Raw genomic sequence first — 14,100 nt, 5'->3', positions numbered from 1 at the left:
TAAATCAGCATGACTAAAATTGCATTTTTATTCCCTGGCCAAGGCTCTCAAAAAATTGGCATGGGAAAAGATTTATTTGATCAAGAAGCAGTATCTAAAGCTGTTTTTGAAGAAGCAGACAATACCCTCGGGTTTGACTTATCTTCTATGATTTTTGAAGGGGATGCAGAAGAACTGACGCTCACTTATAACGCGCAGCCAGCTCTTTTAACGACAAGTATCGCCATCTTAAAGAAATTTGAAGAGAGCGGAATCAAAGCAGATTATGCAGCAGGACACAGTCTTGGTGAATACACGGCCCTCGTTGCAGCAGGCGCACTTTCGTTTAAAGATGCTGTTTATGCAGTCAGAAAGCGCGGAGAGTTAATGAATGAAGCTGTTCCAGCAGGAGAAGGCGCAATGGCAGCGATTCTCGGCTTAGACAAAGCGGCACTTGTAGAAGTGACAAAAGAAGTGACAGAAAGCGGTCATCTTGTAGAACTCGCTAACTTAAACTGTCCTGGTCAAATCGTGATCTCTGGTACAGCAAAAGGGGTAGAACTTGCTTCAGAGAAAGCAAAAGAAAAAGGCGCAAAACGTGCAATTGCTCTTGAAGTGAGTGGACCTTTCCATTCTGCCTTAATGAAACCAGCCGCTGAAAAATTTACAGATGTTCTGTCAAAGCTGGACATTGCAGATGCGAAAACACCGGTCATCTCAAATGTAACAGCAGACATCGTGACATCTCGTGATGAAATTGAGACTAAGCTCATTGAACAACTGTATTCTCCAGTTCGTTTTGAAGAAAGTGTGGAGCGCCTCATTGATTTAGGTGTGACAACATTTATTGAAATTGGTCCTGGCAAAGTGCTTTCAGGTCTTGTGAAAAAAGTGAATCGCCGCTTGACGACGATTTCTGTTTCAGATCAAGAAACAATTGAAGCAGCCATCCAAACATTGAAGGGGGATTCTTGATGCTTACAAATAAAACAGCCGTTGTAACAGGAGCATCACGCGGGATTGGCCGTTCCATCGCGATTGATTTAGCGAAAAGTGGTGCAAATGTTGTCGTGAACTATTCTGGAAACGAAGCAAAAGCAAATGAAGTCGTCGATGAAATCAAAGCACTCGGCCAGCAGGCATTTGCTGTGAAAGCTGATGTCTCAAATGCTGAAGAAGTACAAGCCATGATGAAACAAGCGATTGATACCTTTGGTTCAATTGACATTCTTGTGAATAATGCAGGAATCACAAAGGACAACCTGCTCATGAGAATGAAAGAGAATGAATGGGATGATGTTATTAACATAAACTTAAAAGGTGTCTTTAACTGTACAAAAGCCGTGACACGTCAAATGATGAAGCAGCGAAACGGAAGAATCATCAATTTGGCTTCAGTCGTTGGTGTGTGTGGTAACCCTGGGCAAGCAAACTATGTGGCAGCAAAAGCTGGCGTCATCGGATTAACGAAAACAACAGCAAAAGAGCTGGCAACTCGTCATATTACAGTTAATGCAGTAGCGCCAGGCTTTATTTCAACAGATATGACAGACAAGCTTGATGAAAATGTACAGACCGAAATGCTCAAGCAAATTCCGCTCGCACGCTTTGGTGCACCTGAAGATATTAGCAACGTCGTTGTCTTTTTAGCTTCAGAAGGAGCAGGTTATATTACAGGCCAAACCATCCAAGTAGATGGCGGAATGGTTATGTCCTAAGAAATATCAAAATTTCATTAGGTTTTCTCTAGTTTTTTAAAAACAATTCAACTATAATACTTTGAGGGGAGGTGAAAGGCAATGGCAGACGTATTAGAGCGTGTATCAAAAATTATTGTAGACCGCCTTGGCGTTGATGAGGCTGACGTGAAAATGGAAGCTTCATTTAAAGAAGATTTAGGCGCTGATTCCCTTGATGTAGTTGAGCTAGTTATGGAACTTGAAGATGAGTTCGATATGGAAATTTCTGACGAAGATGCTGAAAAAATTGCAACAGTCGGTGACGCTGTGAACTACATAAATAACCAGCAATAAGTGTAACAAAGTCCCGTCTACTTTTGACGGGACTTTGAAAATTTATGTTAGTTTCAACACATTCAGCTGATCAATTGTCAGCCTTTTTCAGATGCTGGGAGCACTGTTTCCCTGCATGTAGAAAGAGAGACTCCATATAATCAGTATCCTTAAAGGCGATTACGCCTACCTGGAGGTTGCTATGCCAAAACAATATAAAGACAAACAGAAACAGAGCAAAAAACTAGAGCAATTTAGAGAATTCCAGCAGCGCATTTCTGTACACTTCAAAAATGAGAAGCTTCTATATCAAGCCTTTACCCATTCCTCTTATGTGAATGAACACCGGAAAAAGCCATACGAGGATAATGAAAGACTTGAATTTTTAGGAGATGCTGTTTTAGAATTGACCATCTCTCAATTCTTATTTGCGAAATATCCAGCGATGAGCGAGGGAGATTTAACGAAACTAAGAGCGGCGATCGTATGTGAACCGTCACTTGTATCACTAGCACATGAGCTGTCCTTCGGAGACCTTGTTCTTTTAGGAAAAGGCGAAGAAATGACAGGCGGCAGAAAACGTCCAGCACTCTTAGCGGACGTATTCGAGGCGTTTATCGGCGCACTTTATTTAGATCAGGGGCTTGAGCCGGTTGAACGCTTCCTAGAAGCGTACGTCTATCCGAAAATTAACGATGGAGCATTCTCGCACGTCATGGACTTTAAAAGCCAGCTGCAAGAATTTGTACAGCGCGATGGAAAAGGTGTGCTTGAATACCGCATCCTGCATGAAAAAGGACCTGCACATAACCGGGAATTTGAAGCAAATGTATCCCTTCGAGGTGAAGTACTCGGAATTGGAAACGGACGCTCTAAAAAAGAAGCAGAACAGCACGCTGCACAGGAAGCACTTGCTAAATTGCAGAAACATCATATGAACCAATAAAATCCCCCTCGTTATTCAGGGGGATTTCACTCTGTTTTCCATCATCTTTTTTCACTTCATATGGTAAGATGATAGTACTTTAAATACATAAGGAGGATCACTCTCATGTTCCTCAAACGTTTAGACGTGATAGGATTCAAATCATTTGCACAGCGAGTGACCGTGGACTTTGTTAAAGGGGTCACAGCTGTTGTTGGACCAAACGGAAGCGGCAAAAGTAATATTACTGATGCCATCCGCTGGGTACTTGGAGAACAATCAGCGAAAAGCCTCCGCGGAGGAAAAATGGAAGATATCATTTTTGCAGGAAGTGACTCAAGAAAAAGAGTCAATCTAGCAGAGGTGACTTTAACGTTAGATAACGAAGATCACTTTTTACCGATCGATTTTCACGAAGTCAGTGTGACAAGAAGGGTCTATCGCTCAGGAGAAAGTGAATTTCTCATAAACAATCAATCTGTCCGCTTAAAGGATATTATTGATCTTTTCATGGATTCAGGTCTTGGAAAGGAAGCTTTTTCAATCATCAGCCAAGGAAAGGTAGAGGAAATTCTATCAAGCAAGGCAGAAGAGAGAAGAAGCATCTTTGAAGAAGCGGCTGGCGTTTTGAAATATAAAACAAGAAAGAAAAAAGCCGAGAATAAACTGTTTGAAACGCAGGACAACTTAAACCGAGTAGAAGATATTCTGCATGAACTAGAAGATCAAGTAGAACCATTAAGAATGCAAGCGTCCATTGCAAAAGACTATTTGCAAAAAAAAGAAGAGCTTGAGAATGTCGAAATTGCCTTAACTGTCCATGACATCGAAGCACTTCATGAAAAATGGACAACACTTGGTGAAGCAGTCGAGCGCTTCAAACAAGATGAAATGAAGCAGTCTACAGATATCCAAGCAAAAGAAGCCAAAATTGAAGAGTCGAGAGACCGCATTCAAGCGCTTGACGAATCAATTAATGACCTGCAAGAAGTTCTTCTTTTCACAAGTGAGGAATTAGAAAAGCTTGAAGGAAAAAAAGAAGTGCTAAAAGAGCGAAAGAAAAATGCGGCTGCCAACCAAGGACAGCTTGAAGAAACGCTCGTTCGCTTAACTGAAAAGCAGGCGCTGTTAACCGAAAAGATTGAGCAGCAGAAAATCACGCGTGACAGCCTGCAAAAAGAAGTGCAGCAGCTAAAAGATGAAGTGAAAACAAAGCAGCATCAACTGTCGCTTCATAGCGAAGATGTGGAAGGTCAAATTGAACAGCTGAAAAGCGATTATTTTGATTTGCTCAATGAACAGGCTTCCATCCGAAATGAACGTAAATTATTAGAAGAACAGCAGCGCCAAGCGGCGATGCAGCTAGAGCGGCTGACGCAAAATAACCAAAAACATATCGAAGAACGAGTGTCTGTTAAAGACAAGAAAACAGAAGCTGAGCAGCAGCTTTCAGCACTGGAAGAAGACATTCTGGCTCAAGTAAAACGCTTTAGAGAAGCAGAACAAAAGCTTGAGCAAATGAAACGTCAATACGAGAAAAAAGAAACGGCTCTTTATCAAGCCTATCAATACGTACAGCAGGCAAAATCAAAAAAAGAGATGCTTGAATCCATGCAGGAAGACTTCTCAGGCTTTTTCCAAGGAGTCAAAGAAGTCTTAAAGGCAAAAGAACGGTTAGGCGGTATTCACGGTGCCATTGCAGAGCTGATTCAAACGGATCAGCAGCATGAGACTGCGATTGAAATTGCGCTAGGTGCAGCCACGCAGCATGTCGTCACAGAAAATGAAGCAGCTGCGAGACAAGCGATTGGATACTTAAAGCAGCACTCCTTTGGACGTGCAACCTTCCTGCCAATGAACGTGATCAAAGAAAGAACCATTCAGCTCAGAGATGTTCAAACAGCAGAGCAGCACGCTGCCTTTATCGGCGTCGCGAGTCACCTCGTTTCCTTTGATGAAAAGTATCAAAAGGTGATTCAGAATTTGCTTGGAACTGTGCTGATCGTTAGAGACTTAAAAGGCGCCAATGAACTGGCGAAAATGCTTGGACATCGTTACCGCATCGTGACCCTTGATGGAGATGTCGTAAACCCCGGCGGTTCAATGACTGGTGGCGGCGTAAAGAAAAAGAACAACTCTCTTCTTTCAAGAAACCGGGAGATCGAAACGTTAACAAAGCAGCTCGTTGAAATGGAAGAGAAAACAACGATCCTTGAAAAAGAAACAAAAGAAACGAAGCAATTGATCGGAGTTAACGAAAACCAATTAAACGAACTGCGTCAGCGCGGCGAAACACTTCGTGAAAAGCAGCAAGAACTCAAAGGGAAGCTATACGAACTGCAAGTCGCAGAAAAAAATATCAATGCTCATCTTGAACTCTATGATCAAGAAAAAGAAGAATTGCAGCAGCGTTCTACTGAACTCGCGGATAAGGACAAAAAGCAGGTTGCTCTAGAAGCCTCTATCGGTGAGAAACTGACGGCTCTTGATCAAGAGATCAATACATTAACAAAGCGTAAGCAGACGCAAAGCTCAACGAAGGAAACCATTTCTGCTGAATTAACTGAGCTGAAAATCTCGCTTGCCAAAAAAGAGCAGTCCTTAGCGAATGAACAAGAAAAGCTTTCGAACTTAATGGCTGAATTAGAAGAGGCTGAACAGACGCTGATGGAAACAAAAGAAGATCTGTCACTCTTAACAAGTGAAATGTCATCTAGTTCAAGCGGTGCAGAACAACTGGAAGAAGCGGCGAAAGAAAAACTCGAAAACAAAAACAAAACAACCGCACTCATTTCAGAGCGTCGTAAGCAGCGTCTCGCTCTTTCTGAAACATTAGAATTCGCTGAACGTGAGCTTAAAGAACAAAAGCGTTTGTATAAGCAGCTCACCACAGGCTTAAAAGATGAAGAGATTAAGCTTGGCCGTATGGAAGTCGAGCTCGACAACCTGATCGCTTATTTGAACGAAGAATATGCCCTTTCGTTTGAAGGAGCAAAAGAGATGTATCAGTTGACGTTATCGCCAGATGAAGCAAGAAAACGAGTGAAGCTGATCAAACTAGCGATTGAAGAGCTTGGAACAGTGAACTTAGGCAGCATTGACGAGTATGAACGTGTGAATGAACGCTATCTCTTCTTAACAGAACAGCGAAATGATCTGACAGAAGCGAAAAATACATTATTCCAAGTCATCGAAGAAATGGATCAAGAGATGACAAAGCGTTTCTCTGAGACATTCTCTCAAATCCGCGGGCACTTTGAATCTGTTTTCCAAGCATTATTTGGCGGCGGAAGAGCAGATCTGAAGCTGACAGACCCAAATGATTTACTCAATTCAGGCGTTGATATTGTCGCGCAGCCGCCAGGGAAAAAACTGCAAAACTTAAGCCTGCTTTCAGGCGGAGAGAGAGCCTTAACAGCGATCGCTTTATTATTCTCTATTTTAAAAGTGAGACCAGTTCCATTCTGCGTATTAGATGAGGTAGAAGCGGCGCTTGATGAAGCAAATGTTTTCCGTTTTGCGCAATATTTAAAAAAATACAGTGAGGAAACACAATTCATTGTCATTACGCACCGCAAAGGAACAATGGAAGAAGCAGATGTGCTCTACGGCGTGACGATGCAGGAATCAGGTGTTTCTAAGCTTGTATCTGTCAAACTAGAAGAAACGAAAGAGCTTGTCCAGTAATTAAAGGAGGTTTTTGAACCAATGAGCTTTTTTAAGAAGTTAAAAGAAAAATTTACGCAGCAAACCGATTCAGTATCAGAAAAGTTTAAAGATGGACTCGAAAAAACGAGAAACTCCTTCCAAGGAAAAGTAAATGAACTGATTTCCCGCTACCGCAAAGTCGATGAAGACTTTTTTGAAGAGCTGGAAGAGGTTCTGATCGGCGCTGATGTCGGTTTCACAACTGTGATGGAACTGATTGATGAGCTGAAAAAAGAAGTGAAATTAAGAAACATTCAAGACCCAAGTGAAGTACAAGCGGTAATTTCTGAAAAACTGGTTGACATCTACAATAGCGGAGAGGAACAAATCTCTGCGCTGAACATTGAAGATGGGCGTTTGAATATCATTTTATTTGTAGGCGTCAACGGTGTTGGGAAAACAACGACGATCGGCAAGCTTGCAAACAAGCTGAAAAATGAAGGGAAATCCGTCATTTTAGCAGCAGGTGATACGTTCCGTGCCGGTGCCATTGAGCAGCTTGAAGTGTGGGGAGAGCGTGCAGGTGTTCCTGTCGTCAAACAAACAGCAGGCTCTGATCCAGCAGCGGTGATCTATGATGCCGTTCAATCAGCAAAAGCGAAAAATGCGGATGTTCTCATCTGCGATACAGCAGGAAGACTTCAAAACAAAGTCAACTTGATGAAAGAGCTGGAGAAAGTTAAGAGAGTCATTGAGCGCGAGATTCCAGATGCACCTCATGAAGTATTGCTCGCCCTTGATGCGACAACGGGTCAAAACGCGATGGCACAAGCCAAGGAATTTTCTAAAGCGACAAATGTTACAGGGATTGCTTTAACAAAACTTGACGGTACTGCAAAAGGCGGGATCGTTCTTGCGATTCGAAATGAGCTGAACATTCCCGTGAAGCTTGTTGGTTTAGGTGAAAAGGTGGACGATCTGCAAGAGTTTGATGCAGAATCGTATGTGTATGGATTATTCTCAGACGTAATTGATCAACAAGACTAACAAAAAAATGCCGGCAAAACTGCTGGCATTTTTATTTATACGCCGCTTCATGAAGTGACAAGATAAAAACTTGACACATAGAAGAGAACCGTGTAAACTTAGTTGATGTAAAGGGAATGAACTTAACAAAGGGGAGAGAGCCCATGACGCTTGAAAAAACAACGAGAATGAACTACTTGTTTGACTTCTATCAATCGTTGTTGACCGCAAAGCAAAAGAGCTACATGTCGCTTTACTACCTAGACGATTTTTCCCTCGGTGAAATTGCGGATGAATATGAAGTATCAAGGCAGGCTGTTTATGATAATATTAAACGGACTGAAGCGATGCTTGAACAATATGAAGAAAAGCTGCTCTTGTTTAAGAAATTTAAAGAGCGTAAAGAACTTCTCAAAAAAATGAGAGAGCTTGTAGCTGATTCTGCGCAAACGGAAGAAGCAGAAGCTTTAATTGAATCGCTTGAGAAATTAGATTAGGAGGCGGCACAGTATGGCATTTGAAGGATTAGCCGACCGACTGCAGCAGACGATTTCAAAAATCCGCGGCAAAGGAAAAGTGTCAGAGCAAGATGTAAAAGAAATGATGCGCGAGGTACGCCTTGCCCTTCTTGAAGCTGACGTCAATTTTAAAGTAGTCAAAGACTTTGTGAAAAAAGTAAGTGAGCGGGCAGTTGGACAAGAGGTCATGAAAAGCCTTACCCCTGGACAACAGGTCATTAAAGTTGTAAAAGAAGAACTCACTGAATTAATGGGCGGAGAAGAGAGTAAGATCGCTGTAGCGAAAAAATCTCCAACAGTCATTATGATGGTTGGTCTTCAAGGGGCAGGTAAAACAACCACAACTGGGAAGCTTGCCAATTTACTTCGCAAAAAACATAATCGCAAGCCGATGATGGTAGCTGCAGATATTTACAGACCAGCAGCGATCCAGCAGCTTCAAACGCTTGGGAAACAGCTTGATATGCCGGTGTTTTCATTAGGTGATCAAGTCAGCCCTGTGGAAATTGCCAAACAGGCAATTGAAAAAGCGAAAGAAGAACACCATGATTATGTCATTTTAGATACAGCAGGACGTCTTCATATCGATGAAGAATTGATGGATGAACTTCAGAAAGTAAAAGAAGTAGCAAATCCAGAAGAGATTTTCCTGGTTGTTGACTCTATGACAGGTCAAGATGCTGTCAATGTCGCAAAAAGCTTTAATGAACAGCTTGGTTTAACGGGTGTCGTTCTAACAAAACTAGACGGTGATACAAGAGGCGGTGCAGCACTTTCTATTCGAGCTGTCACCAATACGCCGATTAAGTTCGCTGCACTAGGAGAAAAGCTTGATGCGATTGAACCATTCCATCCGGAGCGGATGGCGTCAAGAATTCTTGGCATGGGAGATGTGCTCACGCTGATTGAAAAAGCACAGGCAAACGTCGACCAAGATAAAGCGAAAGAACTTGAGCAAAAAATGCGGACAATGAGCTTCACGCTCGATGATTTCCTCGAGCAGCTTGGCCAAGTTCGGAATATGGGTCCACTTGATGAACTGATCCAAATGATGCCGGGAGCCGGTAAAATGAAAGGGCTCAAAAACGTCCAAGTAGACGAAAAGCAGCTCAATCATATCGAAGCGATCATTAAATCAATGACGACCGAGGAAAAAGAACAGCCAGAGGTCATCAATGCAAGCCGAAGAAAACGGATTGCAAAGGGAAGCGGAACATCTGTACAGGAAGTCAATCGCCTTTTAAAGCAATTTGATGAAATGAAAAAGATGATGAAGCAAATGACTAACATGTCCAAAGGAAAGAAAAAGGGCTTTAAATTACCATTTATGTAATTGGTTATACATGATAAAACCGTTGTTAAGAAAAAACACTTTACAAACCCTTTTATCATTGTTAATATACTATCTTGTTGAAATATTTTCGGAGGTGCTAGTAAAATGGCAGTAAAAATTCGTTTAAAACGTATGGGAGCAAAAAAATCTCCTTTCTATCGTATTGTTGTAGCAGATTCTCGTTCACCACGTGACGGTCGTTTCATCGAAACAGTTGGAACTTACAACCCAGTGGTATCACCAGCTGAGGTGAAAATCAACGAAGAATTAGCGCTTAAATGGCTTCAAAATGGTGCGAAACCATCTGATACAGTTCGCAACCTTTTCTCAAGCCAAGGAATTCTTGAAAAATTTCATAATGCGAAAAACAGCAAATAATGAATGAGCTGTCCTTGGAAGAATTGATTGTGTCCATCGTCGAGCCACTTGTTGATTTCCCTGAAGATATTCACGTATCTTCATTAGAAAAAGATGAGCAGGTGATTTACACACTGTCTGTCAATGCTGAAGATACCGGAAAAGTGATCGGAAAGCAGGGACGTACAGCAAAAGCGATACGAACAGTCATTTTTGCAGCAAGTGCAGAGTCTTCTAAGAAAGTTCAACTTGAGATTGCTGACTAAAAAGGGAGAGGGCTTAGGACCTCCCCTTTTTTTACACGTTTAAATCTATTTTTCGTTATACTGTAGAGGACAAATGCCTTCGGATAGGGGGACAAAAAGGAAGATGCAGATCATTCAACATGTCACCGTGATGCAAGTATTAACTGAAAGCAGTAAGGACAAACTGTTAACGACTTTTTTAGAGAAAAAAGAAAGACTAGAACGTGAATGCAATCAACTATATTTTCAACTAAAAAAACATGAAAAAGAACCACATCAGCAAGAAGCCATCCCTCAATTTCAAAAAGCGATCGATAAAAGGCAGGAGAAGATCCGGCAAATTGATTTTCAAGTAGAGCAGCTGCATATTTTGCCGCTTGGAAGTGAAATGAAAGAAACAGAAGTGGATGCACTGGTTGAAGTAAAAATAGGTGATAAATGGGATGACAAGATGCAAGATAATGTCATCGTCGTGAAAGACGGCATCATTGTGGAAATACGTCAGGGGTGATTGAGAACATGGAGCTAGAATGGTTGAATGTTGGAAAGATCGTCAATACACACGGAGTACGCGGAGAAGTACGCGTCGTGTCAAAGACGGATTTTCCAGAAGAGCGCTACAAAAAGGGAAGCGTCCTCTATATTTTTAAGCAAGGTCAAAGCGAGCCGCTGAAAGTGACTGTCGCATCACATCGTCAGCACAAACAGTTTGATTTGCTCACATTTGAAGAAATAAACTCATTAAATGAAGCAGAGCATTTGAAAGAATCAATCTTAAAGGTAGAAAAAGAAAATCTCGGGTCATTAGACGAAGGAGAATTTTATTTCCACCAGATCATTGGCTGTGATGTATACGATGAAGAGGACAAGCTGATCGGCCAAATCAAAGAAATCCTTACGCCAGGTGCAAATGATGTGTGGGTGATTGGAAGAAAAGGCAAAAAAGATGCCTTGATTCCTTATATTCCATCTGTCGTCAAAAACATCGATATCTCATCCAAAACTGTTCACATTGAAGTAATGGAAGGACTCATTGACGAATGAAAATCGACTTTTTAACCCTTTTTCCTGAAATGTTCGAAGGTGTGCTTCACTCATCGATCTTAAAAAAAGCACAGGAGAAAGAAGCTGTCTCATTTCAAGTTGTCAATTTTAGAGAGTATTCGGATCATAAGCATAAAACAGTGGATGACTATCCGTATGGCGGCGGTGCTGGTATGGTACTGAAAGCACAGCCCGTATTTGATGCGGTAGAAGATTTAAAGAACAAAGCAAGCACGAAGCCCCGAGTTATTCTTGTCTGTCCTCAAGGAGAAAGATATACACAAAAGAAGGCAGAAGAACTTGCAAAAGAAGAGCATCTTATGTTCATTTGCGGCCACTATGAAGGCTACGATGAGCGCATCAGGGAGCATCTTGTCACAGATGAGATCTCAATCGGAGATTTCGTTCTCACAGGCGGAGAGCTGCCAGCGATGATGATTGCAGACAGTGTGGTCAGGCTTTTGCCTCATGTGCTTGGAAAAGAAGCGTCTCACATCGAAGATTCATTCAGTACAGGTCTGCTTGAACACCCGCACTATACAAGGCCAGCGGATTATAAAGGACTAAAAGTGCCGGATGTGCTCCTCTCTGGAAATCACGCCAAAATTGAAGAGTGGCGGCGCAAAGAATCCTTGAAGCGAACCTATACAAGACGGCCAGATTTGATCGATTCGTGCAAAACGTTAACGGATGAAGAAAAAAGATGGCTTTGGCAGCTTCATAATGACTAGATTGTATTGCACACGGCATAGAGGTATGGTATGATACTACTTGTGACTTGGACGGCTTGCCGATTCAAGTTTGAAAACGATGTTCCGCTGCAATGAAGAAAGAGGACATGAGCATCTGTTGGAAGGAGTTGAAAACGATGCAACAATTGATTGAAGAAATCACAAAAGAACAATTACGCACTGATCTTCCTGCGTTCCGTCCTGGTGACACTTTACGTGTACACGTTAAAGTTGTCGAGGGTACTCGTGAGCGTATCCAGATCTTTGAAGGTGTTGTAATTAAGCGTCGTGGTGGTGGAATCAGCGAAACTTTCACAGTTCGTAAGATCTCTTACGGTGTAGGCGTTGAGCGTACATTCCCTGTACACACACCAAAAATCGCTAAGATCGAAGTTGTACGTCACGGTAAGGTACGTCGTGCGAAACTTTACTACCTACGTGAACTTCGCGGTAAAGCGGCTCGTATCAAAGAAATCAGACGATAATGATATCAAAGGAAAGAGCTTGTTACCTGTAACAGGCTCTTTTTTTGTACAATGTATAGAGATAATAGGTAAAAGAGAGAAGGTGCACATATGACGATTCAATGGTTTCCAGGCCATATGGCAAAAGCAAGACGTGAAGTCACAGAAAAATTAAAGCTCATCGACATCGTATTTGAATTAACCGATGCAAGAATTCCGATGTCCTCTAGAAACCCAATGATCGAAGAAATCCTTCAAAACAAACCCAAAATCATGCTCTTAAACAAAGCAGATAAAGCAGATCCACGTATGACAAAGGAGTGGCAGGCGCATTTTGAGCAGCAAGGCGTTCGGTCACTTGCCATTAACTCTGTCGACGGACAAGGGTTAAATCAGATCATCACGACTTCAAAAGAAATTTTAAAAGAAAAATTCGACCGCATGAAAGCAAAAGGCGTCAAACCACGTGCAATTCGAGCACTGATTATCGGGATTCCCAATGTCGGAAAATCAACCTTAATCAATCGTTTAGCGAAAAGGAACATTGCCAAAACAGGAGATCGGCCTGGTATTACGACATCACAGCAATGGGTGAAGGTAGGGAAAGAACTAGAACTGCTCGATACCCCTGGAATCCTCTGGCCGAAGTTTGAAGATGAGCAAGTAGGACTCAGGCTTGCGGTGACTGGAGCGATCAAAGATTCGATCATCAATTTACAGGATGTCGCTGTGTATGCACTTCGTTTTCTAGAAGAGAACTACCCAGAGCGATTAAAAAAACGCTATGACCTAGCGGAGATACCTGAAGATACGGTTGAGCTGTTTGATGCAATTGGCACTAAACGCGGCTGTCTAATGAGCGGGGGATTCATAAACTATGACAAAACCACCGAAATCATTATTCGGGATATTCGAACAGAAAAATTTGGTCCCCTCACTTTTGAGAAGCCTGAAAGCTAAAAGACACGCAGCTCATGCGGGTCTTTATTTTTTGCGAAAAACTGCCGATATAAAGAAGGAGGCTGCGAAAAAGCCTATGTACACGGTGAAACAAATAAAAGAACTAATAGAAAAGCATGCAGGCGATGAGTCATACATTCGCGAGCTTGTGAAAGATGATACGAGAAAAAGTGTCCAAAAACTGATAGAAAAGTGGCACAAAGAGAGAGAAAAGCAGCAAGCACTTCGCGCAGCATGGCATGACATGCTGCAATTTGAAAACAAAGCAAAGGCGCAGGGATACACATGTATTGCTGGAATAGATGAAGCAGGAAGAGGACCGCTTGCCGGCCCAGTTGTGGCAGCAGCCGTTATATTAAAGGAAGATACAGTCCTGCTCGGCTTAAACGACTCAAAGCAATTATCTGAGAAAAAAAGATTGGCATATTATGATTTAATTCAAAAAGAAGCACTTGATATCGGAATCGGCATTGTTGATGCGGCTACGATTGATGAAATCAATATTTATGAAGCATCAAGACTGGCGATGGTGAGAGCTGTGGAGCAGTTAACTCATACACCTGATTATCTACTCATAGATGCCATGACACTTCCACTTTCTACTCACCAAGAGAATATCATCAAAGGAGATGCAAAAAGTGCATCCATTGCAGCAGGTGCATGTATTGCGAAGGTAACAAGGGATCAGATGATGGAAGAGTACGGTCGTAAGTATCCTGAGTATCAATTTGAAAAACATAAAGGGTACGGAACGAAAGAGCACCTGACTGCGATTCAAACACATGGTGCTACCCCAATCCACAGATTATCGTTTGCGCCGGTGAAATCTGTTATATCATAAATTTTAATTTAAGGAGG

Annotated in this window: 16 protein-coding genes; all 16 read left to right on the top strand. The window is 42.0% G+C overall.

Annotation, left to right across the window (positions count from 1 at the left end):
- Positions 1-9 precede the first annotated feature (9 nt).
- The 16 genes from fabD to JVX94_RS06685 all read left to right on the top strand — a co-directional run bounded on the left by fabD (position 10) and on the right by JVX94_RS06685 (position 14,083).
- Positions 10-954: an ACP S-malonyltransferase gene (gene fabD, locus JVX94_RS06760; RefSeq protein WP_111290897.1), complete on the top strand. Its 945-nt coding sequence runs from the start codon at positions 10-12 to the stop codon at positions 952-954.
- Entirely contained in the window at positions 954-1,697 is a 744-nt protein-coding gene (gene fabG / locus JVX94_RS06755; RefSeq protein WP_048239680.1) for a 3-oxoacyl-[acyl-carrier-protein] reductase, read from the top strand. Before fabD ends, fabG begins: the two co-directional genes overlap by 1 nt.
- An 81-nt stretch (positions 1,698-1,778) precedes the next feature.
- The gene (acpP, locus tag JVX94_RS06750; protein ID WP_008344853.1) at positions 1,779-2,012 is read left to right on the top strand and encodes an acyl carrier protein; all 234 of its coding nucleotides are present in this window, start codon (positions 1,779-1,781) and stop codon (positions 2,010-2,012) included.
- 181 nt (positions 2,013-2,193) lie between these two features.
- Positions 2,194-2,937 (top strand): ribonuclease III, encoded by a 744-nt coding sequence (rnc, locus tag JVX94_RS06745; RefSeq protein ID WP_008344850.1) that lies wholly within the window; start codon positions 2,194-2,196, stop codon positions 2,935-2,937.
- A gap of 105 nt (positions 2,938-3,042) precedes the next feature.
- Positions 3,043-6,603 (top strand): chromosome segregation protein SMC, encoded by a 3,561-nt coding sequence (gene smc / locus JVX94_RS06740; RefSeq protein WP_205185028.1) that lies wholly within the window; start codon positions 3,043-3,045, stop codon positions 6,601-6,603.
- Between the two features lie 21 nt (positions 6,604-6,624).
- A complete protein-coding gene (gene ftsY / locus JVX94_RS06735; protein WP_205185026.1) occupies positions 6,625-7,611 on the top strand; it encodes a signal recognition particle-docking protein FtsY in 987 nt (328 codons plus the stop codon).
- Positions 7,612-7,754: 143 nt separating this feature from the next.
- Positions 7,755-8,087: a putative DNA-binding protein gene (locus tag JVX94_RS06730; protein WP_012009935.1), complete on the top strand. Its 333-nt coding sequence runs from the start codon at positions 7,755-7,757 to the stop codon at positions 8,085-8,087.
- 13 nt (positions 8,088-8,100) lie between these two features.
- A complete protein-coding gene (gene ffh / locus JVX94_RS06725; protein WP_041117374.1) occupies positions 8,101-9,441 on the top strand; it encodes a signal recognition particle protein in 1,341 nt (446 codons plus the stop codon).
- Positions 9,442-9,546: 105 nt separating this feature from the next.
- A complete protein-coding gene (gene rpsP / locus JVX94_RS06720) occupies positions 9,547-9,819 on the top strand; it encodes a 30S ribosomal protein S16 (protein WP_008344841.1) in 273 nt (90 codons plus the stop codon).
- Positions 9,819-10,064 (top strand): KH domain-containing protein, encoded by a 246-nt coding sequence (locus tag JVX94_RS06715; protein ID WP_024424192.1) that lies wholly within the window; start codon positions 9,819-9,821, stop codon positions 10,062-10,064. Before rpsP ends, JVX94_RS06715 begins: the two co-directional genes overlap by 1 nt.
- Before the next feature lie 103 nt (positions 10,065-10,167).
- On the top strand, positions 10,168-10,554 hold the full coding sequence (locus tag JVX94_RS06710; RefSeq protein ID WP_197197840.1) for a YlqD family protein: 387 nt from the start codon (positions 10,168-10,170) through the stop codon (positions 10,552-10,554).
- Between the two features lie 8 nt (positions 10,555-10,562).
- A complete protein-coding gene (rimM, locus tag JVX94_RS06705; protein WP_205185024.1) occupies positions 10,563-11,087 on the top strand; it encodes a ribosome maturation factor RimM in 525 nt (174 codons plus the stop codon).
- Positions 11,084-11,818 carry a tRNA (guanosine(37)-N1)-methyltransferase TrmD gene (trmD, locus tag JVX94_RS06700; protein WP_095408469.1) on the top strand — a complete coding sequence of 245 codons (735 nt, stop codon included), beginning with the start codon at positions 11,084-11,086 and terminating at the stop codon, positions 11,816-11,818. The genes rimM and trmD overlap by 4 nt, the downstream gene beginning before the upstream one ends.
- A 137-nt stretch (positions 11,819-11,955) precedes the next feature.
- Positions 11,956-12,303 (top strand): 50S ribosomal protein L19, encoded by a 348-nt coding sequence (gene rplS, locus JVX94_RS06695; RefSeq protein ID WP_008344834.1) that lies wholly within the window; start codon positions 11,956-11,958, stop codon positions 12,301-12,303.
- A 90-nt stretch (positions 12,304-12,393) separates the two neighbouring features.
- Entirely contained in the window at positions 12,394-13,242 is an 849-nt protein-coding gene (gene ylqF, locus JVX94_RS06690) for a ribosome biogenesis GTPase YlqF (protein ID WP_046310915.1), read from the top strand.
- A gap of 76 nt (positions 13,243-13,318) precedes the next feature.
- The gene (locus JVX94_RS06685) at positions 13,319-14,083 is read left to right on the top strand and encodes a ribonuclease HII (protein WP_205185023.1); all 765 of its coding nucleotides are present in this window, start codon (positions 13,319-13,321) and stop codon (positions 14,081-14,083) included.
- Positions 14,084-14,100: the final 17 nt, after the last annotated feature.

This window comes from Bacillus sp. PDNC022, assembly GCF_016919285.1.
GTDB lineage: Bacteria > Bacillota > Bacilli > Bacillales > Bacillaceae > Bacillus > Bacillus safensis.
Note: the sequence above shows the minus strand (reverse complement) of the source record. Positions and strands in the feature narration are given on the sequence as shown.

Excerpts from the sequence above, each read along its gene's own strand:
- fabD (WP_111290897.1), top strand. The coding sequence starts at position 10 with ATGACTAAAATTGCATTTTTATTCCCTGGCCAAGGCTCTCAAAAAATT.
- fabG (WP_048239680.1), top strand. The coding sequence starts at position 954 with ATGCTTACAAATAAAACAGCCGTTGTAACAGGAGCATCACGCGGGATT.
- acpP (WP_008344853.1), top strand. The coding sequence starts at position 1,779 with ATGGCAGACGTATTAGAGCGTGTATCAAAAATTATTGTAGACCGCCTT.
- rnc (WP_008344850.1), top strand. The coding sequence starts at position 2,194 with ATGCCAAAACAATATAAAGACAAACAGAAACAGAGCAAAAAACTAGAG.
- smc (WP_205185028.1), top strand. The coding sequence starts at position 3,043 with ATGTTCCTCAAACGTTTAGACGTGATAGGATTCAAATCATTTGCACAG.
- ftsY (WP_205185026.1), top strand. The coding sequence starts at position 6,625 with ATGAGCTTTTTTAAGAAGTTAAAAGAAAAATTTACGCAGCAAACCGAT.
- JVX94_RS06730 (WP_012009935.1), top strand. The coding sequence starts at position 7,755 with ATGACGCTTGAAAAAACAACGAGAATGAACTACTTGTTTGACTTCTAT.
- ffh (WP_041117374.1), top strand. The coding sequence starts at position 8,101 with ATGGCATTTGAAGGATTAGCCGACCGACTGCAGCAGACGATTTCAAAA.
- rpsP (WP_008344841.1), top strand. The coding sequence starts at position 9,547 with ATGGCAGTAAAAATTCGTTTAAAACGTATGGGAGCAAAAAAATCTCCT.
- JVX94_RS06715 (WP_024424192.1), top strand. The coding sequence starts at position 9,819 with ATGAATGAGCTGTCCTTGGAAGAATTGATTGTGTCCATCGTCGAGCCA.
- JVX94_RS06710 (WP_197197840.1), top strand. The coding sequence starts at position 10,168 with ATGCAGATCATTCAACATGTCACCGTGATGCAAGTATTAACTGAAAGC.
- rimM (WP_205185024.1), top strand. The coding sequence starts at position 10,563 with ATGGAGCTAGAATGGTTGAATGTTGGAAAGATCGTCAATACACACGGA.
- trmD (WP_095408469.1), top strand. The coding sequence starts at position 11,084 with ATGAAAATCGACTTTTTAACCCTTTTTCCTGAAATGTTCGAAGGTGTG.
- rplS (WP_008344834.1), top strand. The coding sequence starts at position 11,956 with ATGCAACAATTGATTGAAGAAATCACAAAAGAACAATTACGCACTGAT.
- ylqF (WP_046310915.1), top strand. The coding sequence starts at position 12,394 with ATGACGATTCAATGGTTTCCAGGCCATATGGCAAAAGCAAGACGTGAA.
- JVX94_RS06685 (WP_205185023.1), top strand. The coding sequence starts at position 13,319 with ATGTACACGGTGAAACAAATAAAAGAACTAATAGAAAAGCATGCAGGC.